Raw genomic sequence first — 20412 nt, 5'->3', positions numbered from 1 at the left:
AAATTTTAGCACTCGCAACAAGAGAGTGCCAATGATTTTTTAAGTTCCGGTTTTACTCAGGTTTGGTGCGTTGGAGTTGGTAAACCAATACTGCCCATGAACCAATAACGCCTAATGCAGTGGATAGGGCGATCAATTTGATGGTTTCCACAAAACCGAAAAATAACAAATGGAAATGCCCGCCATAAAGTGACGACAAAGTTTCCACTGGCGACCTCAAGATCAACATCATCACGGTGACAATAAACCAAGCGACAATACCGGAGATAAAGCCTATCCACGCGCCTGCGTATAAAAACGGGCGGCGTATAAAAGCATGGGTCGCACCCACCAATTTGGCGATGATCACTTCTTCGCGCCGGCTATGCAACTCTAGCCGGATGGTGTTGGCAGTAATAAACACTACGGCAAGGCCCAGCATCAGGTTCAATAGCCCCGCCGCCCGCTCGCCCACCGCAATAATGGATTGCAAACGCGCCAACCATTGCATGTCCAGCTGGGCCTGATCGACCCCTTCATTTTGCTGGAATTCATGCTGAAGCGCCTCGAGCTCATTTTTGTCAGTTAGGGAATTTTTTGGCAAAACTTGAATGACTATAGGCAGGGGATTGGTTTTTAACGCCGAAACCGCCGAGCCAAAACCACTGTAAGTTTTAAACTCCTCTAAGGCTTGCTCCTTGCTGATCAAGGTGGCTTGTTGGACTTTAGGGTTATTTTTGATGGATTCAAGCAATTTCGAGGCACGAATATCCGACACTTCCTCTTTAAGGAATAGGGAAATTTGCGTGCTCGTCTCCAAATGGTTAGTCAATTGCTGGAAATTGACAAGCACCAGATAAAAACCGCTCGCCAGTGATATGGCAATGGCTAACACGGCAATAGTCATCACGGATGAGAACGGTGAAGCCACCAAACGCCCTAAACTGGAAAACAACGCATGGGCATGCAGGTCACGCCAAGCATTAAGTTTATCAGCAACCCCACCCCCAGCTTCGGAATTTTGGCGGTTCTCAGATTTTGCGGGCTTGGCGTATTTAGGCGTTTTAATATCCCGTGTCTGTTGCCGCCTTTTATTGGGATTTTTATTCATTTAACTAGCCACCAATTGCCCATGGTCCAGCTTTAACACCCGGCGGTTCATTTTTGTTATCAGCGTAATATCGTGTGAGGCAATCAGGACCGTCACCCCCACTTGCTGGTAATTTTCAAACAAACGCATGATTTCTGCCGACAATTCAGGGTCTAGGTTTCCGGTAGGTTCATCGGCGATGATAATCGGCGGCTTGTTCACCACGGCACGGGCAATGCCTACCCGTTGTTGTTCACCGCCCGACAAGGCCAAAGGGAATTTTTTTTCTTTACCCGTCAAACCGACTTTATCCAATACCGCCCTCACCTTACGGGTAATTTCGTGATGCCCGTAACCTGCGATAACTAAGGGCAAAGCCACGTTATCAAACACCGTCCTATCTTGTAACAGCTTATAATCTTGATAGATAAAGCCCATTTTCCGGCGCAAATAAGGAATGTGCTTTTCTTTGGCGTGGCTTAAATTTTCCCCATCCAGAAAAATTTGCCCCTTGCTACAACGTTCCATCACGCCTATCAGTTTTAACAAGGTGCTTTTACCTGCACCTGAGTGTCCGGTCAGGAAAGCCAATTCGCCGCGCCGCAGATGAAAACTGACATCACGCAACACTTCGCCGGTTTCCAGGTAACGCTTACTGACATTTTCAAACTTTAACATAGGCGGTAACCGTCAACGCTTAATCATTAGCAAACAGGGCATCGACGAAATTTTCGGCATTGAAATCCTGCAAATCATCAATACCTTCACCGATGCCAATAAAACGGATAGGGATGCCTGATTGCTTGGCCAGGGCAAAAATCACCCCGCCTTTTGCCGTGCCATCCAGTTTGGTCAACACCAGTCCGGTCAAGGCCACGGTTTCATTAAACAACTTCGCTTGCGACAAGGCATTTTGTCCCGTGCCTGCATCCAGCACCAGTAAAACCTCATGCGGCGCCGTTTCATCCAACTTGCCCATGATGCGTTTGACTTTTTTCAGTTCATCCATCAAGTTGGATTTGGTATGCAAGCGCCCGGCGGTATCGGCGATCAACACATCAATGCCTTTGGCTTGTGCCGATTGCACACCGTCGTAAATGACTGAAGCGGAATCGGCTCCGGTATGCTGGGCAACCACATGGATATGGTTACGCTCGCCCCAGGTTTGCAACTGCTCAACCGCCGCCGCCCGGAACGTGTCGCCCGCCGCCAGCATGACGCTATGGCCTTGTGCCTGTAGGCGTTTAGCCAATTTGCCAATCGTCGTGGTTTTACCCGCCCCATTGACACCGACCACCAAAATGACGAACGGCTTATCTTGCTTAGGGATGCGCAATGGTTCGCTACAGGGTTTCACGATAGCGAGCAATTCTTCTTTCAACGCCGCCGATAAGGCGGCGGCATCATTCAGCTGATGGCGTTCCAACCGCTGCGTTAGCCGCCCGATAATGTCGGTCGTGACAGTTATGCCTATGTCCGCCATTAACAAACGGGTTTCCAGTTCCTCAAGCAGGTCGCCATCAATAGCCTTAGAACCTAGCGACAGGTTCGCGAGAATACCGCCTAAGCCAGAACGGGTACGTGCCAGTTGGCTTTTCAGCCGTAAGAATAAGGATTCTGGTGCCAGTTCTGTATACACGTCTTCGGTGACGCCAGCCGGAGCGGTCGCCGCTATGGCTTGATGTCCTGTGGTTGTTGGCTCCGCCGCCATGAAACCATAGCGGCTATAAAAACTGATCGCCAACAGTGGTAGCATCATTAACGCGGCAACCGCATTATGGGCTAGCACAACCCATACTGGCATACCTAATTTAAAACCCGCAATACCCAGGGCAGTTTCGGCAAAAAGCAATAGGCTTAACCATAAGCCCGCTGTCCTGACGGCTTTGGGCTTGTTGGCTGACAAACTAGCCCATATCACCAAAGTAAAAAGCAAGAAACATAACACCGCGCCCCAACGGTGAAAAACATTGATTGCCATTTGTTGACCATAAGCCAAATCGCCCGTGTAACCGGTAAACAGGCTGTCCAATACATTCAGCGCGTTGAGATAATCTGCGGCAGGTAACCATTGCCCGTTACATTGTGGGAACCCTACGCAAACCAAACTGGCATGGTTGGCACTGACCCACGTCCCCAAACTAATTTGCAAAAACAAAACCAGCATGGCAAACCGGCAAAATCCCACTGAGCTGCAAGAGGTGAGCGAAACAAGCCGGGCACGGCTACGCAAGTACAGTCCGAACAATAACCAAAAGCCGATCATGCTTAGGAGGACACTGCCTGCCACAACCACTGGCATAGCGTGTAGTTTGACCACCCAAAAATCCAGGGCGGCTTGTAAACTGATACAAGCCAATACAGCGAGCGTGGCCGTCACCGCCGCCAAACGGTACGCCTTTTCCCGCCAGCTCAACAAAAACATTAACAAAACGGCCAAGCTTAGCAATCCATACGCATAACGATAGGCCAACCCTTTCCAGACAGCTGCAATGTCCACACCTGTTGGCAATTGCGCGGCGTCACTAATGAACGTTTGCCCGTAACATAGCGGCCAATCAGGGCAAGCCAATAGCCCGCCAGCAAAGCGGTTATACGCGCCCAATACAATAACGATTAGCGCCAGGACAACGCTAAACACGGTTACTTTTCTAAACATTATTCTTCTTATGCCTTTTTTATTATTAGCCAATCTGGGATATTTTCAATAGATGCATGAGATCGCTTTTCACTTGATAAGGATCAAAGCCTGGCGCGTATCGCATCATTAAGTTACCCAACGGGTCGATCAAAAACAACATGCCCTCCGGCACTTCATTTTTCATGGTGCCCGCCAATTTCTCCGCTAAAGAGGCGCTGGGTTTAATCCGGATCAAATCAGAGGCCGCCGCCATTTCAGGTTTGTCCTGGGCGACCAGTTGGGTCATTAATGCGTCATCAAGCTTGTTTTCCTCTCCTAAGAGCCGGGTATACAGTGCGTCATCCTGTTTATTTTGGGTAACCCGCAACCGCCACAATAACGCGTCTTTCAGCCAATACTGCTTTGCCGCATCCGGAGCAATGCCCTTAAGGATCATCACGATACGCCGCGTCCTAGGCAATTCTTTGTTGAGCATCAGACGCAATTGTTTGGTTTTCAGGATGGCCTCCAAACACACTGCGGCGCATTGGCCGTGCGGGATGACGTTGGCGATCAGCCAATGGCCTTTGAGCTCGCCGATATTTTGCACAGAAAATTCGTCAAAACCCAAAAAATCATCCCGCTCAGTGGCGACAACGGGGGTGATCAGTTGGCCTTTATTGACGCTGCCCATAAGTAACCCTGAGTTTTTGCTCAAACCCCAAGCAATCAGGAACGGGATAATTGTCATGCCGAAAAGGCTTAGGATGATCAGGCGATTTTTTTGTTGTTGATTAATCATTATAGTTTTTAATGCTGTACACAATAAACAGCAGCGTTAAAGTTAAAGCCAAGCCAAACCATTGCATCGCATAAGCCGTATGCTGTTCGGGCGGCATCAGGGTGTTGGCGTGCCAATCGCGCGTATAACCATCTGGCAATTGCGTATCCAGTTCAACCTGGAAACCGAATAAAGGATACCCCAATTTCTTAGCCAGAACAGGGCTATCAACTAATTGCACCGTGGAAGGCCAGTTTTCGGTGGGTATTTCGGCATTGGCCAATTTGATGCCAACGCTTGGAAAATGGTTAATCCGTCCGGTAATGTTGGTTTGTGTATTGGCAATGCCTATGTAGGGTAATTCTGTCCGTTTTGCCGGCAACGGCAACCAACCGCGATTAACCAATACGGCCTTTTGCCCACCCTCAAGCACAAAAGGCGTCAGGACACAATAGCCGGCCTTGCCTGCATAAATCTGATTATCGAGCAAAAATTGATGTGCCACATCATAATATCCGGTCAGGCGCACCTTTTTATATCTAAAACCTTGGGCATCATCAGGTGAGGATGCTGACAGGCCAATCACCTCATCGTTATTGGCTTGGCGCTCCTGCAAGCCAATAAATTGCCGTTTTTCTTCTGCGCGGTTAAGCTGCCAGTTTCCCAAAGCCAGTAATATCAACATGACAAGCAAATAAGCCGCGGTGGGGAGTAATTTAAACGGCATAGGCTATTCCTTGGATACGTATTCTTATCAAAAAGCGTTTGGCAATCAGGTTTTAATAACCGAAAATATCAACACTCCACACGCATAAATAAATCACATGATCATTAAAAGTATCGCCATTATCGCATTTGCCTTAATTATTATTAGCCTTGGCATCGCACTCTTTAATTTAGTAAAAAGCAAAGACCGGGAACATTCCGAAAAAATCGTCAAGGCTTTGACTGTCCGCATCTCACTTTCCATTTTGTTATTTATTTTTGTTGTTATTGCATTGGCAACCGGATTGTTAAAACCGGAAGGCATTGGCGCAAAAATACAAATAATCAGGCAGTCCACACCTACATTACCAGCAGTTAAGTAAATAATAACCCAGGAAACCTTTAAACAAAAAAAAAGCGTTGCCTCAGACAACGCTTTTTTTATTTTTCCAGACCGTTTAGATCAGGTATACGAATACAAACAAGCCTAACCAAACCACGTCAACAAAATGCCAATACCAAGCCGCCGCTTCAAAAGCGAAATGATTTTCTGGTTTGAAATGGCCTTTACTGCTACGGAACAACACCACGCTTAAGATAATCGCCCCCACACAAACGTGGAAACCATGGAATCCCGTCAACATAAAGAAAGTTGAACCGTAAATGCCCGAACCCAAGGTCAAACCCATTTCGGTGTAGGCCTCATGATATTCAAACGCCTGGAAAGCCACGAACAAAAAGCCCAACGTTACGGTTGCAATCAGGCCTTTTATAAGTTGTTCACGATGGCCGGCCAACAAACCATGATGCGCCCAAGTGCACGTCACGCCGCTAGTCAATAGGATCAGGGTGTTAAGCAATGGCAAACCGAAAGCGCCCATAGGCTCAAATTCGCCATCTTCGGTTGGCATACCCTTGATCAGTTTTGCCGGGCCGTTGGTAGGCCAATGGGCTTCAAATTCAGGCCATAACAGTTCTTTAGTGGCCGCGCCTATGCCCTCACCACCTAACCAAGGCACCGATAAATTACGGGTATACCAAAGCGAACCAAAGAAAACGGCAAAAAACATGACTTCGGAAAAGATAAACCACATCATGCCCATACGGAAGGATATGCCCACTTGGGTGCTATACATCCCCGATTCGCTCTCGGTCGCCTGTAGCGTAAACCAGCCAGCCAACATAACGATGAAAATGGCGAAACCTATCATCATCATGGGCGAACCAATAGATGAATGGTTTAAATAATTGGCAAAGCCCGCCAGGAACATCATCAGGCCAGCGGTTGCCATAACCGGCCAAGTTGCCTTATGCGGAATGTAATACGTATCATGTGAAGACATGTTGTTCCCCTTTCCTTTCTACTGTGTTTTAGTATTATCAAAAAATGTGTAGGCAAGCGTGATTGTTTTGTACTGCTTAGGCAAGTCAGGATTGACCACAAAACGCACAGGCATTGTTCTGCCCTCCCGCGGCTTGAAAGTTTGTTCCGTAAAACAAAAACACTCGGTTTTCTTAAAATATTCAGCGGCTAGCCCCGGTGAAATACTGGGGATAGCTTGTGCAACCATGATCTTATCGGTCAAGTTTTCAGCATAAAAATTAACTGTATAGTATTCACCCGGATGGACTTTTATTTTTTTCATTTCCGAACGGAACACCATCGGTGCCGATTCGTTTAATGATGTCATAAATTCAACAGTAATTTCCCTATCTTTATCGACTGTATAAACAACCTCTTTTACCGCGCTTCCTTCAACTTTGCCATTCAGCCCGGTGATTTCACACAGGACATCATAAAGGGGGACTAGCGCAAAACCAAAACCGAACATCGCAACCGCCACCAACAATAAGGTGCGCAGTAATTTGATATTTTTTTGTTTGATGTCATTGTTCATTGCGAAACCGCTTTAATCACGGCAAAAACATATATGGCAATCGCGACAACTGCCAATAATAACGCCGTCAATAAATTTTTTGTTTTTGTTTTCATTCTATTACCAGATACATCACCTAGTTGGCAGGTGATGTATCGAAGAAGTATTTAATACCTTGCAAAACAAATTAAATATGCTCGGTCGGTATTACTGTGGGTGGTGTGGTAAACGTATGGTATGGCGCAGGTGACGGTAAAGTCCATTCCAGGCCGTGCTTGTGCGCATCTTCCCAAACTTCATCACTTACCTTTTCACCAGTCCCGCCCCTAACCGTGTCTATCACGATGTACAAAAATAGCAGTTGGCTAGCACCAAAAATGAAGCCACCGATACTGGAAATCATATTCCAATCCGCAAATTGCACCGCATAATCAGGGATCCTGCGGGGCATACCTGCCAAACCCAGAAAATGTTGGGGGAAAAATAAAATATTGACAGACACCGCTGACAACCAAAAATGGAGCTGGCCTATTTTTTCGTTGTACATATGCCCTGTCCATTTAGGCAACCAATAATATCCGGCAGCCATCAGGATAAACACAGAAGCAGGAACCAAGGTGTAATGAAAATGGGCGACGATAAAATAAGTGTCATGGTATTGGAAGTCTGATGGCGCGATAGACATCATCAATCCGGTGAAACCGCCTAAGGTAAACAGCACCACGAAGGCTATGGAAAATAACATTGGGGTTTCAAATGTCATAGAACCTTTCCACATGGTCGCCGTCCAGTTAAAGACTTTAACACCTGTTGGAATGGCGATTAACATGGTTGCATACATAAAATACAACTCACCGGCAATAGGCATACCGACAGTGAACATGTGATGCGCCCAAACGATGAACGAAAGGAAAGCGATGGATGCCGTCGCATAAACCATAGAGCTGTAACCAAATAAAGGCTTACGGGCGAATACCGGAATAATGGTAGAGGCCACGCCAAAAGTTGGCAAAATCATAATGTAAACTTCAGGATGACCGAAAAACCAGAAAATATGCTGGTAAAGCACTGGGTCACCACCGCCAGCGGCATTAAAGAAGCTAGTTTCAAAAAACTTGTCAGTCAGCAGCATGGTCACCGCGCCGGCAAAAACGGGCATAACCGCAATCAACAAGAATGCGGTGATCAACCAAGTCCAGACGAATAATGGCATTTTCATTAAGGTCATGCCAGGTGCGCGCATATTGAAAATGGTGGCAATGATATTGATAGCCCCCATAATCGACGAAATACCCAGAAGATGCACGGAAAAAATGGCAAAAGGCAATGCCTTACCGGTTTGCAGCACTAAAGGAGGATATAGCGTCCAACCACTAGCTGGCGCCCCGCCTTCCATAAACAACGTGCTGGCCAACAATAAGACCCCCGCAACCAGCATCCAAAAACTCATGTTGTTCATACGTGGCAACGCCATATCGGGCGCACCGATCATCATAGGTATCATCCAGTTAGCCAAACCTACAAAACCCGGCATAACCGCACCAAAAACCATGACTAACGCGTGCATGGTGGTCATCGAATTAAAAAACTGTGGCTCGACAAATTGAAGGCCAGGTTCGAATAATTCGGCGCGAATAACCATGGCCATCGCACCACCCACAAAAAACATGGTCAGCGCAAACACTAAATACAGTGTGCCAATATCTTTATGGTTAGTGGTTACTATCCATCTTAACAGGCCTTTTTCCGGGCCATGGGCGTGGTCATCGTCATGATGATCATGTTCAGCTATAACAGCGGACATAGTTTATACCTCAATATTAGTAGAAAAAGTATGGACAGATAAGGTCAAATCGGCAATGTCTTATTCATCGTCTTGTGCAGGCGGCAGAGCGGCTTGCAGTTTTTGGATGGCTGATGGTTGTATAGCATCTTTGACTGAATTACCCAAACTATTACGGGTGAATGTAACAACAGCCGCAAACTCTTTTGCATCCAGCGTATGGCCAAAAGCAGGCATCATCCCTTTTCCGTTCAACATTAAATTCACTTGCGCATTCATGTCTCCCTTAACCACCGCACTTCCCGTCAAAGCCGGAAACATCGGAGCCATACCCTGCCCTTCCGCTTGATGGCAAGATGCACAGTTGCCTTCGTAAACGGTCTTGCCCAAGGCGACCAATGCTTCTGTAGCCATATCGGCGATAGGTTCGATTTTTTCAGGTGCGGTGGCCTTTGCTTCTGGTTTGGAGGCAGGAGCCGCTGATTTGTTCGGTAACAATTCTTGGATTGCTTTAGGTTGTATTTCATCCCCTACCGCATTGCCCAAAGCATTACGTGTATAAGTGATAACCTGGGCCAATTCGTCCGCCTTCAACATTTTGCCGAAAGCGGGCATACCGCCTTTACCATTTAACACCAGCGTAGTTTGGGCATTAATGTCACCTTTGACAACCGCACTTCCAGTTATAGCAGGGAACGCTCCTGGGACACCCTTGCCATCAGGCAAATGGCAAGTGGAACAGTTTTTCGCGTAGACACCTGCACCTTTAGAAATTAACTCATCATGGCCTTGGTCACTTAAATCAGCCCCTTTCTGGGCTTCGTCTTTAATCTTCTTAACCCAGGCATCATATTCGGGTTGGTCCATGGCAACAACCACAATGGGCATAAAACCATGGTCTTTACCGCACAACTCGGTGCATTGGCCCCGGTAAGTGCCGGGTTTGTCGACTGAAGTCCAAGATTCATTAATAAAACCTGGGATGGCGTCTTTCTTCCAACCTAAATCAGGCACCCACCAAGAATGCAGCACATCGGCAGCCGTAAAAACAAAACGGATCTTTTTCTTGGTCGGGATAACTAATGGCTTATCCACATTCAACAGATAGTGGGGCACTGAACGCGGGTCTATACCGGAACCGACTTGACGGGCTTTGTTGCTGGCTTCGTCAAGGCTACTGAAAAAATGAATCCCGTTATCCAGATAATCGTATTCCCATTTCCATTGCCAACCTGTGACCTTGATCGACATCTCGGAATCCTGCACGTCATCCAATTCCATTAATGTCTTGGTGGCCGGTATGGCCATGCCCACTAAGATTAAAGTGGGGATAATGGTCCAGATAATCTCAACCGTGGTGTTTTCATGGAACTGTGCCGCTGTATGTCCTTTAGATTTACGATGATGGTAAATCGAGTAAAACATGGTACCGAACACCCCAACACCAATGAGCACACAAATCCATAAAATCAGCATGTGCAGGTCATAAACGTCATGACTGACTTTTGTGACCCCTTTCATTAAATTGAGCGTATAGTCCGCCTGTGCTGTTCCAAGACCTAAAGCCATTAAAATCAGACCTGCGAATAGTTGCTTTGTATTTTTCACGGAGCAGCCCCTTCGATAGTAGTTATAAACTCTTGTGTGCTTTATTTCGTTCGCAACATCTAAAAGTATGGCAAAGCCGACTTTTTCCATTTACGCCATAATAATCACAAATAAACTGTGTAATTTTAACCCATGATGCTGACAGACACCAGTTGTCCTTGCTAGGAATTGCTCTAAATCAAAAAAGGCCTGAGGATAAGTGTTATCCACAAGCCTTTTATTGTCAGGACATTCTAATCAAAAATAGTTAATCAGGATTGATGTATCCAAGATACCGGGCTTGCTGGTCAAATATCAACACACTGTTACTGTATTTGGATTGTAGGAGAAAATATAACACATCGTGGATATCGTTGATGTGATGTTTTTGCAGTATTGGGGATAGTTGGTTTTTTACATCCTGATGCTTGGCGATGATCTCATCAATATTTAATTGTTTGGATTTTATCTCAGAAAAATGCTCTTTGAGCGGGCGATATAACCAAGTTTGATGGTGGGGCGGAATCTTATCTTTAATTATAAGTTCCAGCATTTTCTTTAAATCGGCAGGTTTGTAAGATTTTTCCGCATAAATTAGCGGGGGCCAAGTGTGGCTGATAGCGCTCAAATCATCCAGCCCGTAATTTTGATCACTAAGAGCCTGAGCAGGCACCGTCAAAAAACTATCTTCCCAAAACACCACTGCGACTGGACGTTGATTATGAAGCGTATAAATGCCCCATAATAGGGCAATAATTTGCAAAGCCGCAATAATTCCAATATCTCCGATTAATTCACGCATACTTTTTTTAGGGCTTGAGACAATCAGCGTGAGAAGCGGCCCTAACACCACATCAATGCTTGCGACAATCTTAATGCCCTGCCATCCACCTGAATTTTCAAAATAAGGCTCTGGAAACCAAAAGTTTCTCAACAAATAAAATATTCCCAAAAAAAAGCCCAGGCTAACGCAAAAATGAATACTTGCAACTTTCAGTCGAAATAAATGTTTCATGAAACCAGTACAACTAAAATACATAAAAAAACCACCCACGCTGACGCAAGGGTGGTTTTTTATTCACACAGATAACAACAATTTAATCCGCTGTTACCTACCCGTTTAAAATTTATTTACACAGGGCTGCTGCGGCACATGTTCCGGTGTTGGCTCCGGCTGTGTTCCAGGAAACCTTTTTTGGATCTGTTGCAACATCAGGCACCAAAATATAGGTGTACGCTTGGTTGCCTGGAGCAAAAACAGCTTTCGATTGAGCAGTAATCACACCGTCTACAGTTGTTACTGAATCGGCGTATTTATCGGCGGTTTGATTTGCCGCCACATCAAGGATGCTGTTCGTTCCGCCGTCGCACTGAGTAATGTCGCTTGTGTCAGAATAGCAAATTTCCACAGCCAGCTTGGCCGCCGAAGTGGATTGCACAACTTCTGAGAATTTTGCCCTTTCAGTGTAAGACTGATAAGCCGGAATCGCAATTGCCGCCAAAATACCGATAATCGCAACAACGATCATTAACTCGATTAAGGTAAAACCTTGTTGTACCTTTTGCATTTGATTTTTCATAATGTATCGCCTTTATTGGGTTAGAAATGAAATGAGAAAACTCGAAGCTGAATAAAGCATTATATATGCCACAGTATCTTTAGGCTTTTCATTTAACCGTTATTTTGCTGGCCCTTAGCTGAGTTTTGATAACTCAATCCTACAATCATTAGGTTATCCAGCCACCTTGTCCCGATTAACTATATAACCCGCCACTAACCCGCCACATGGCCGATAAAAAATGTTATTAAAAAACTGTTTTTAGCTGCCGATGTGGGTCATATTGTGACAAAAAATGTCAGGCCGTCGCTTACCAAACTATTAAACGACTTCCATCAGCAAAAATGGCCCGCCGTAAGTCAAGCCAAAATAGACAAAAGCCAACACAATACATTTGGCATAATGAAATTCAAACACGCGTTTGAAGACATAACTGATAATTGCCAAATACCAGAGGATCAAGACCGCCCCCAAATAAATCGGATACTCCTCGTATGCCGTGCCTTGCGCAAACGCATCAAAAATTTCGACACCGATACCCAGGGTCATAATAAAGTTTTCGCACATGAAAACGGCGGTCTGCAATTGATAAAACACCGCCGCTTTTTTAGTGGCCAGTATTTGTGTAGACAGCAACATTAAAGCGACAATTGTCCGCATCGCCACTTCAAGCGTGGCGTCGGCAGGGTCACTGATATTGGCCTCAACAATGATCCCTGAGACGACATAAAACAAAACATTTTTCCAAAAAAATGCCCTGGAGGGGTTCAAGTCTTTGGGATTGTTGGTAAACCAGCAAAGCTGCAAATATTCAATTAATAGTGGCATGGCTACAGCGGATCAAAAGAATTTAATATATTTGACACTTGTGGGCAATTGCCCATAAGTGTTTTGACGTTTTTAGGGTGGCGCAAAACGGAAAGGGCTGATAACCCCATTCCTTCTTATGTCCTGCCCGACTAACTAACGTGATTTTTTTACGGCGCGGGCATCAGCCACCAACCATTGGTTGAACTTGAGCAACTCACCCCCAATCAGCCTGCCGGTCTGGAAATACAAGGAGCTGCGCGCCATAAAATAACGGTAACGCGCCTCACGCTGGGCCTTCCGTGCTTCGGACAGTTGTTTTTCAGCATTCAACAAATCGACAATTGTGACCACGCCCAGCTCATAGCCTTTTTTCATCGCGTCCCTGGATTGTTCGCTGGCCTGCAATTGCCGGTCTGTGGCTTGGCTACGTTTGGGCGAAGTCACTATGTCCAAATACGCCGCCCGTGTCATTTGCTCCAGTTCACGCAATTTTTTCTCCAACTCCGCTTCGGCCAGTTTTTTGCGTGCCTCGGCTTCCCTGACTTTGGCGCTAGTGATGCCGCCTTCATAGATAGGGATAACCGCCTGGACGGCGGCAGTGCCAATATCATAAGGCGATGTGGTCAAGTTATTATATACGGTGTCACTGTAAGTGCCGCTGAGCTGTAATTCAATCCGTGGCAAATGGCCGGCCCGATAAGCATTAATGCTTTGTCGGGCGGATTCGAGCGCATGCCTAAGCCCTTGCAATTCCGGGTTGATTTGCCCGGCCTGATTGACCCAAAAGTCAATATTGCCTTCCGGCGGCAATTGCACGCTATCCAAACGCGCTGGCTGGATACTGCTCACCGCATCACCAGTCAACTCGCGCAGTTTTTCCAGCGCAATCCGGGCATCGTTATCGCTATCAATCAGATTGGTGCGCAACGTTTCTGTACGTGCTTGCAATTCATACAAATCAGTGACCATCGCCAGTTGGCGCTGGTGCATGGCATCAACACGAGCCAGTTGTTTTTCGGTTGAGGCCAATTCAGCCGCAATAATTTCGCTCTTATCCTTGGCCTTTAAAGCGGTGACATAGCGTTCTATCAAATCGGCAATCAATTTTTGGTGGGCGGCAAGCAGGTTTTCTTCGTATTGCGACGTACGGGATTGCTGGCTTTTCATTAGCAAGTACGCCTGCAAATCAAATAACGGCTGCTGCAAGTTCACACTAGCCCGAGTACCCGGATAATTACTTGTCTGTTCTGGGCGACGTAACCCGCCAGCTTGCTGGTGATACTGGTTTAATGAGTAGTTACCCACCACGCTCACTTCTGGCAGTAACTTGCCAAATGCCTGGTCTTCCTGGGCCTTGACCACATCCAGTGAATATTCGCTGCTGTTCAACTCAGGCGAGGCCAGCACGGCACGCTGATAGAGGGAAAGCAAATCATCGGCCGCCACCGGCAAACTCAACGTTGCCAGCAACGGTAAAATCATCTGATAACGCATCTGCTTAATCCTCAATTAACGAGCGGGCGAATATATTGCTTAAAGGCTGCATCAGATATTCAAGAAAAGTGCGGTCCCCGGTATTGATCAACACCTCGGCCGGCATGCCTGGCAATAAAATCAAACCACGCCCGGTCAATTCTTTAAGCCCCTCCTGGTCAACTTCCACCCTGGCAAGATAATAGCTGACCTCTTTTTTTTCATCGCTTAAACGGTCTGCGGAAAGCGCGATCAATCGGCCTGAAACCTTGGGCGTTTTTGCGCTCTTAAATGCGCTAAAACGGATTTCCGTAGTCTGGCCAATATGCACACGGTCTATATCTATCGGTGACACTTGCGCTTCAATCAGCAACTTTTCCTGCTGGGGCACGATGTCGAGCAGATGCCCGCCCGGCGGAACAACCGCCCCCAGCGTATGTACCGTCAAACCCAGCACCATACCCGCATCAGGGGCTTTGATGACGGTCCGGGTGACCGTATCATCCAACCATTGGATTTTTTCGCGCAACTCCGACAACTCAGTTTGCACTTTACTGAGTTCCTCAATGACTTGCCGCTGGAACTCTTTTTCTATTTGCAGTATTTTTAACGACGTTTCGCTAATTTGCGTTTGCGCGGTGGCGATATTGGCCGTGAAATCGCCTTCATCACCTTTGGCCTCTGTCAGCCGCCTTTCGAGTTCGGTGACTTTTTGCTTCTCCATATAGCCTTCCTTGAGCATGGCACGGAAATCAACCAAATCCTTACTTAGCGAATCGACCAGGCTGTTCCGGCTATTTTTTTGCGCTTTAATGCCTTCAATCTTGGCGGACAATTGCCGGCGCTGTTCTTGTAGGATATTGATCTCACCATTACGGGAGTGTTTACGTACAGTAAACGATTGGTCTTGAACGCGGATGGCTTCCTGGGCACGGGGATCTTGAATTTCATTTTTCAATAACTCAGGATAACTTACCGTGGCCATGCCATCGCGTTCAGCAGTCAAACGCGCCTCCCGCGCCAGCGCCGAAAATAACTGGCCACGCAACGTTTCCAGTTGCGCCCGTGACGAAGTGTCTTCAAGTTCAATCAAAACCTGGCCTTTAGTGACGGTGTCCCCATCCCGGACATGCAGGGCCTTGATAATCCCGCCCTCCAAATGCTGCACGGTTTTACGGTAACCTTCCACAGTGACGCTGCCGGGCGCCAAAGCTGCGCTGCCCAGCGGGGCTAAAGCAGACCAGGCCCCAAAAAAACCAAAAATTAAAATGACAATAACATAACCTATACGGCGTATCGGGGCATCATCGGCATAACGGTTAATGTCCATATCTTTTTTTCTATCAATAGCTTGTTTATCAGAAGAAATCATGCTGAGGTTCCCGGAGTGGCAGGTTGCAGTTGCCGTTGGTTAAGTTTCGCCAGCACTTCATCGCGCGGGCCATCTAGCACTATGGCGCCTTCGTTTAACACCATGATGCGGTCAACCAACCCTAAAATCCCTACACGGTGGGTAATCACAATAATCGTACTGCCCCGCTGTTTCAATGTTAATAAAGCCCTGGCCAACGCTTGCTCACCCTGGTCATCAAGATTGGAGTTTGGCTCATCCAACACCACCAACACCGGGTCGCCATATAATGCCCGCGCCAACCCCACACGCTGCCTTTGCCCGGCGGACAATACGCCGCCACTACCGCCTATTTCGGTATCGTAACCTTGTGGCAGATGCAAGATCATCTCGTGGACACCCGCCGCTTGTGCGGCCGCAACGACCTTATTGCTATCCAGCTCACCAAAACGGGCAATATTATCGGCAATCGTACCGTCGAACAATTCTATGTCTTGCGGCAGATAACCAATGTATTGGCCAACCAAAGTCCGGTCGCAATGGCCGACATCAGCGCCATCAAGACGTATCGCACCATTGGCCACTGGCCAGATGCCTAGCAACGCCCTTGCTAATGTGGATTTGCCGGATGCGCTGGAACCAATTAAGGCAACAAAGGCGCCAGGCTGGATCACAAAATTAACGCCTTTGATAACCGCATATTTTGCACCTGGCGGCGCGACCACAGCCTGCTCGGCACGCAACTCACCTTTGGGGGCGGGTAGCGACATACGCTCGGGCTCAACGGGGAACTGGGCGAGCAGGGTATTTAACCGTTCATAAGCGGTACGCGCACTCAAAAACTGTTTCCAGCTTCCTATCATCAGATCAATTGGCGCCAATGCCCGGCCTAACAAAATTGAGCCACCAATCATAACGCCAGGGCTGATCTGTTTTTCTATCGCCAGCCACGCCCCCAACCCTAAGATCAACGATTGGATTGTCAACCGGTAAGTTTTGGACATGGCCGCAATCAACCCCGCTTTCTCGCTGGCAACCGCCTGCAACATGATCAGCCGCTGTTGCTTGTCTTGCCAACGCGACATCAAATCCGGCAACATCCCTAACGCGTGGACAACTTCGGCATTACGCAAATTACGTGCGGTGATATTGGCGCTTTCCACTGACACACGGTTGGCTTGCTCCAAATCATCATGTGTCGCCCGCTCATTCCATATTGCCAACAGAATCAACAACACAGCAGAAATAATGGCGACCACCCCAAAAGTCGGATGGAACAAAAACAATAAACCGACATAAACGGGCAACCACGGGGCATCAAAAAACGCAAACAGGCCATTGCCCGTCAAAAATTGGCGCAATACCAGCAAATCACTTAAGGGCTGGGTGCTACTTTTACCGCCGCTAACCAATGCCTGCCTGAACAACACCTTATATAGGCGCTCATTTAACAGTACATCAAAGCGTGTGCTGACCCGGATCAGGATTTGTGAACGTATCCATTCCAACGCCCCTAACATAGCAAATAAAACGACCGCCAGTAGCGTTAGCATAAGCAAGGTCGAAGTGCTGTTACTGCCTAACACCCGGTCATACACCTGCATCATGTAGATGGCCGGCAACAGCATCAGCAAATTGATAAACAAACTAAAAATAGCGGCAGATTGAAAAGATTGGCGGCAATGCTTAATGGCCTGGGCGAGTTCTGAAGCGGGCAAACGCATGATAACGACTTCCTGTTGATAAAAAAACCATCTCTAATGGTTGATGGATTCCCAAAATTATAGCCTAAAGTTCATTCTGGACTGGCAATGCATTTTTATTCCTGCATCATATCAACCAAAGCCAAGCCGGAAGCGGCTAATTTTAGGGTAAAAAAAACCCGCCATCACAGCGGGTTTTTTAACAGACGGGGACGTAAGCGATTACTTGCCCATCCAGATTAATTCAACACGACGGTTCAATGATCTGCCTTCTTCTGTCGCATTGTCAGCAATCGGTTGGCTTTCACCAAAACCCCTCGCTGTCAAACGGTTAGTCACACCTTTCATTTTCAGATAATTGACAACTGATTGTGAACGTCTTTGTGACAGCCTCATGTTGTAGGCATCGCTCGCTTCGCTGCTAGTGTGTCCGCGCACTTCAATGTCATCTTTTTCAGGATATCCCATCAGGCTTGCAGCAACACTGTCAAGGATGCTCATCGCATTAACCGTCAGTTCCGCCGAATCAAGCTTGAAGTTCACACCTTTAAGCTCCAGACTAATTGGGCAGCCCTCAAAATCCACTTTGCTACCTGCAATTGTTGCAGGGCATTTATCCAGGCAATCGTTAACGCCGTCAGAATCGGAATCCAAAGTTGAGCAATCAGGGGCTTTTACAACTGGCGCTGGTGCGGGCATCTCAAATGCCACAGGCGCAGTTGGCTTAGGTCCGAAAGGGACAACGAAACCGACATTGACTACCATGTCGTGGAATTCATCGGTATTCCGGCCATAGGTGGTGTCGAAATTGTTGTTGTAGCGGTAGCGGACATCACCACGCAACAAGAAATTATCGTTTATTTCATAAGCCAAACCAGCGCCAGCCTCGCCGATAAAAGAACCGTTACGGCTTACCCCACCCGCTGAAGTGGCCATGCCACCTGCACCAATGACAGTGTAAGGGGCCAGTTTATTACGCGAAAAATAATATTGTAAATCGACTGTGCCGCCTCCATTTTTCCATTCACCTACAGGGTTGGCATCATATTCTTGATAAAACCCCCTAATTTCAACATTAAAATGCTTATCCAGCATTTTACCTACGCCCATACCCGCACCCCAGCCATCTTCTGCACCACGATCACCGCCCGTGTGGATATAAGAGCCGAAAGGCGCGACATACCATCTGTTATCTACAAGTTCATCAGCTTGGGCAATTGACATCATGCTTACACTGGTTAGAGTGGCCAGAGCCAGTAAATGTGACTTTTTCATACAATTTTCCTAGAGAGTTGAGGGATAAATAGGCGAATCAAAAATATCAATACGTACTTTATTCCTGATCCATACACAAGGCTTTAACACAGCTGCCGGGCATAACATCCTTTGCGGTCTGATAAACGATAGGTATCGTTTTTTAGCAACTTACAAAAATTATGTTGTTACTTTGATAATTAAAGTGGCTTTATTGATACAAAGTATAGCTCATTTAAATGATAAATCAAAACCAGGGCAAATATTTTTGTCCACCACAGCGGATGTATTGTTGACAGTCCGGTTAAAATTTTGTAGGAAATTAATTTTAAACCCCTATTGAAACAAAAGTTTATTTTTTAATTATCCGTTTTTCCATCCAATATCCCTGGGCCGGCCATTTTATCCAAAACACCCAAACCGCATTAACCCGAATGAAATCCGGTTAATTCCCTTATTATCTCGTACATCAAGACAGCCCAAACAATTCAAGCTAAAATAACCGCATAAGACGCTAGCGGTTAATGGTTTAAACTAAAAAACAACATTCGAAGGACAGTTCAATGACTGAAATAACTGAAGTACCCAGTCCTTTTTGCGGTATCGGCACCGATGACCTGAGCATCCAGGTGGACGGCGTATCGCTGAAAGTGACGGCCAACGGCTGCGCGGTCAACACGCCGCTGTTTGAACACGCCATCACGGACACCCGCCCCCGCGTGGACGGCAAGGAAGCGAGCCTAGAAGCCGCTGTGGCCAAAGCGGCGGATTTATTAAAAGGCACCAAGCTGCCTGTGATCGGCGGTTGCGCGACGGATGTCAACGGGATGCGCGGACTGTTGGCCTTGGCAGACCGGTGTGGCGCGGTGGTCGATAATATGAATTTTGTCGGCGCACGGAATAACTTCTTAGCTTTGCAAGATTCCGGTTGGATGAACACCACACTGGCGGAAGTAAAAAACCGTTGCGACTTATTATTAGTGGTCGGTACGGATCTGGAAGCCTTCGCGCCGCGCTTTTTCGAACGGTATTTGTGGACGGAGGCGATGTTTTTGGAAGACACCAGCCAACGCCAAGTGATTTATCTCGGCAAAGCCCCATCTGGAGTAGCGTCCACTTCACCTAACGGCACCAAAGCCCACGTTTTGGAATGCGCTACTGTGGATTTGCCGGAAGTGATGGCGGTATTACGGGCGTTGGTCAAAAAACAGCCGATCCGTGCTGAAAGTGTCGCCGGCATTGCTGTCGCCGATTTACAAGCCATTGCCGACCAGCTCAAAGCCGCCAAATACGGCGTGGTGACTTGGGCGGCAGGCGCATTGGCTTATAGCCAAGCCGAACTGACCGTGCAAATGCTGTCGGAAATGGTTAAAGACCTGAACGACCAAAACGTCCGCTGCTCCGGCTTGCCGCTGGCAGGCAAAGAAGGTGACCAAACCGCCAATCAAGTCTGCGGCTGGACGACAGGCTATCCGGCACGGACGCGTTTTAGCCGTGGTTATCCCGAATACGATCCCTTTTTGAATGACACGCGCGAATTGTTGGCAAGTGGCGAAGCGGACACACTGGTTTGGGTGCAAGCGTTTAATCCCGTTTCTGTTCCGCCCGTAACGGATTTACCAACCATTGTCGTCGGACGTTCTGGCATGACTTTCACCAAAGAACCGGATGTATTTATCCCTGTCGGCACGCCTGGTATTGACCACGCCGGACACGCTTACCGTATGGATAACGTCGTCGCCATCCGTCTGAAAAAATTGCGGGATTCGGGACTACCCAGCACCGCAGATGTGCTGAATGCAATAGAACGACAATGTAGGTTGGGCTGACGCAAGGAAGC

At 47.3% G+C, this 20412-nt stretch carries 18 protein-coding genes; 2 read left to right on the top strand and 16 right to left on the bottom strand.

Features of this window, described 5'->3' with window-relative positions; genetic code table 11:
* Positions 1-52: 52 nt before the first annotated feature.
* From ftsX to METMI_RS0116030, 5 genes are read right to left on the bottom strand one after another with little or no spacing between them, the layout of a single operon-like run.
* A complete protein-coding gene (ftsX, locus tag METMI_RS0116050) occupies positions 53-1090 on the bottom strand; it encodes a permease-like cell division protein FtsX (protein WP_019867317.1) in 1038 nt (345 codons plus the stop codon).
* Positions 1091-1747, bottom strand: a complete 657-nt coding sequence (gene ftsE, locus METMI_RS0116045) for a cell division ATP-binding protein FtsE (protein WP_019867316.1) — start codon at positions 1745-1747, stop codon at positions 1091-1093.
* A gap of 19 nt (positions 1748-1766) precedes the next feature.
* Positions 1767-3728: a signal recognition particle-docking protein FtsY gene (gene ftsY, locus METMI_RS0116040; protein WP_019867315.1), complete on the bottom strand. Its 1962-nt coding sequence runs from the start codon at positions 3726-3728 to the stop codon at positions 1767-1769.
* 25 nt (positions 3729-3753) lie between these two features.
* Positions 3754-4491 carry a hypothetical protein gene (locus METMI_RS0116035; RefSeq protein ID WP_019867314.1) on the bottom strand — a complete coding sequence of 246 codons (738 nt, stop codon included), beginning with the start codon at positions 4489-4491 and terminating at the stop codon, positions 3754-3756.
* On the bottom strand, positions 4484-5197 hold the full coding sequence (locus METMI_RS0116030) for an SURF1 family protein (protein ID WP_019867313.1): 714 nt from the start codon (positions 5195-5197) through the stop codon (positions 4484-4486). Before METMI_RS0116030 ends, METMI_RS0116035 begins: the two co-directional genes overlap by 8 nt.
* A 97-nt stretch (positions 5198-5294) precedes the next feature.
* Here METMI_RS0116030 and METMI_RS0116025 point away from each other — a divergent pair, with 97 nt between their 5' ends.
* Entirely contained in the window at positions 5295-5558 is a 264-nt protein-coding gene (locus METMI_RS0116025; protein ID WP_019867312.1) for a twin transmembrane helix small protein, read from the top strand.
* A gap of 75 nt (positions 5559-5633) precedes the next feature.
* Here METMI_RS0116025 and METMI_RS0116020 read toward each other — a convergent pair whose 3' ends face one another.
* The 11 genes from METMI_RS0116020 to METMI_RS0115965 all read right to left on the bottom strand — a co-directional run bounded on the left by METMI_RS0116020 (position 5634) and on the right by METMI_RS0115965 (position 18593).
* Positions 5634-6518, bottom strand: coding sequence for a cytochrome c oxidase subunit 3 (locus tag METMI_RS0116020; protein WP_019867311.1), 885 nt, complete (start codon positions 6516-6518; stop codon positions 5634-5636).
* Between the two features lie 18 nt (positions 6519-6536).
* Positions 6537-7073 carry a cytochrome c oxidase assembly protein gene (locus tag METMI_RS0116015; RefSeq protein ID WP_019867310.1) on the bottom strand — a complete coding sequence of 179 codons (537 nt, stop codon included), beginning with the start codon at positions 7071-7073 and terminating at the stop codon, positions 6537-6539.
* Between the two features lie 166 nt (positions 7074-7239).
* Entirely contained in the window at positions 7240-8856 is a 1617-nt protein-coding gene (ctaD, locus tag METMI_RS0116005; RefSeq protein WP_019867308.1) for a cytochrome c oxidase subunit I, read from the bottom strand.
* Positions 8857-8916: 60 nt separating this feature from the next.
* Complete coding sequence (gene coxB, locus METMI_RS24350; RefSeq protein ID WP_019867307.1) at positions 8917-10356, bottom strand: cytochrome c oxidase subunit II; 1440 nt, start codon at positions 10354-10356, stop codon at positions 8917-8919.
* 334 nt (positions 10357-10690) lie between these two features.
* A complete protein-coding gene (locus tag METMI_RS25610) occupies positions 10691-11437 on the bottom strand; it encodes a hypothetical protein (protein ID WP_019867306.1) in 747 nt (248 codons plus the stop codon).
* 112 nt (positions 11438-11549) lie between these two features.
* Complete coding sequence (locus tag METMI_RS0115990) at positions 11550-12002, bottom strand: pilin (RefSeq protein ID WP_019867305.1); 453 nt, start codon at positions 12000-12002, stop codon at positions 11550-11552.
* A gap of 300 nt (positions 12003-12302) precedes the next feature.
* Positions 12303-12809: a hypothetical protein gene (locus METMI_RS0115985; RefSeq protein WP_019867304.1), complete on the bottom strand. Its 507-nt coding sequence runs from the start codon at positions 12807-12809 to the stop codon at positions 12303-12305.
* A gap of 135 nt (positions 12810-12944) precedes the next feature.
* Positions 12945-14285 (bottom strand): TolC family outer membrane protein, encoded by a 1341-nt coding sequence (locus tag METMI_RS0115980; protein WP_019867303.1) that lies wholly within the window; start codon positions 14283-14285, stop codon positions 12945-12947.
* Positions 14286-14289: 4 nt separating this feature from the next.
* Positions 14290-15636 carry an HlyD family type I secretion periplasmic adaptor subunit gene (locus METMI_RS0115975; RefSeq protein ID WP_019867302.1) on the bottom strand — a complete coding sequence of 449 codons (1347 nt, stop codon included), beginning with the start codon at positions 15634-15636 and terminating at the stop codon, positions 14290-14292.
* Positions 15633-17339 carry a type I secretion system permease/ATPase gene (locus METMI_RS0115970; protein WP_019867301.1) on the bottom strand — a complete coding sequence of 569 codons (1707 nt, stop codon included), beginning with the start codon at positions 17337-17339 and terminating at the stop codon, positions 15633-15635. The genes METMI_RS0115975 and METMI_RS0115970 overlap by 4 nt, the downstream gene beginning before the upstream one ends.
* A 201-nt stretch (positions 17340-17540) precedes the next feature.
* Complete coding sequence (locus METMI_RS0115965; RefSeq protein ID WP_019867300.1) at positions 17541-18593, bottom strand: OmpA family protein; 1053 nt, start codon at positions 18591-18593, stop codon at positions 17541-17543.
* A gap of 542 nt (positions 18594-19135) precedes the next feature.
* Here METMI_RS0115965 and METMI_RS0115960 point away from each other — a divergent pair.
* Positions 19136-20401 carry a formylmethanofuran dehydrogenase subunit B gene (locus METMI_RS0115960; protein WP_019867299.1) on the top strand — a complete coding sequence of 422 codons (1266 nt, stop codon included), beginning with the start codon at positions 19136-19138 and terminating at the stop codon, positions 20399-20401.
* Positions 20402-20412 lie beyond the last annotated feature (11 nt).

The organism is Methylovulum miyakonense HT12 (assembly GCF_000384075.1).
GTDB lineage: Bacteria > Pseudomonadota > Gammaproteobacteria > Methylococcales > Methylomonadaceae > Methylovulum > Methylovulum miyakonense.
Note: the sequence above shows the minus strand (reverse complement) of the source record. Positions and strands in the feature narration are given on the sequence as shown.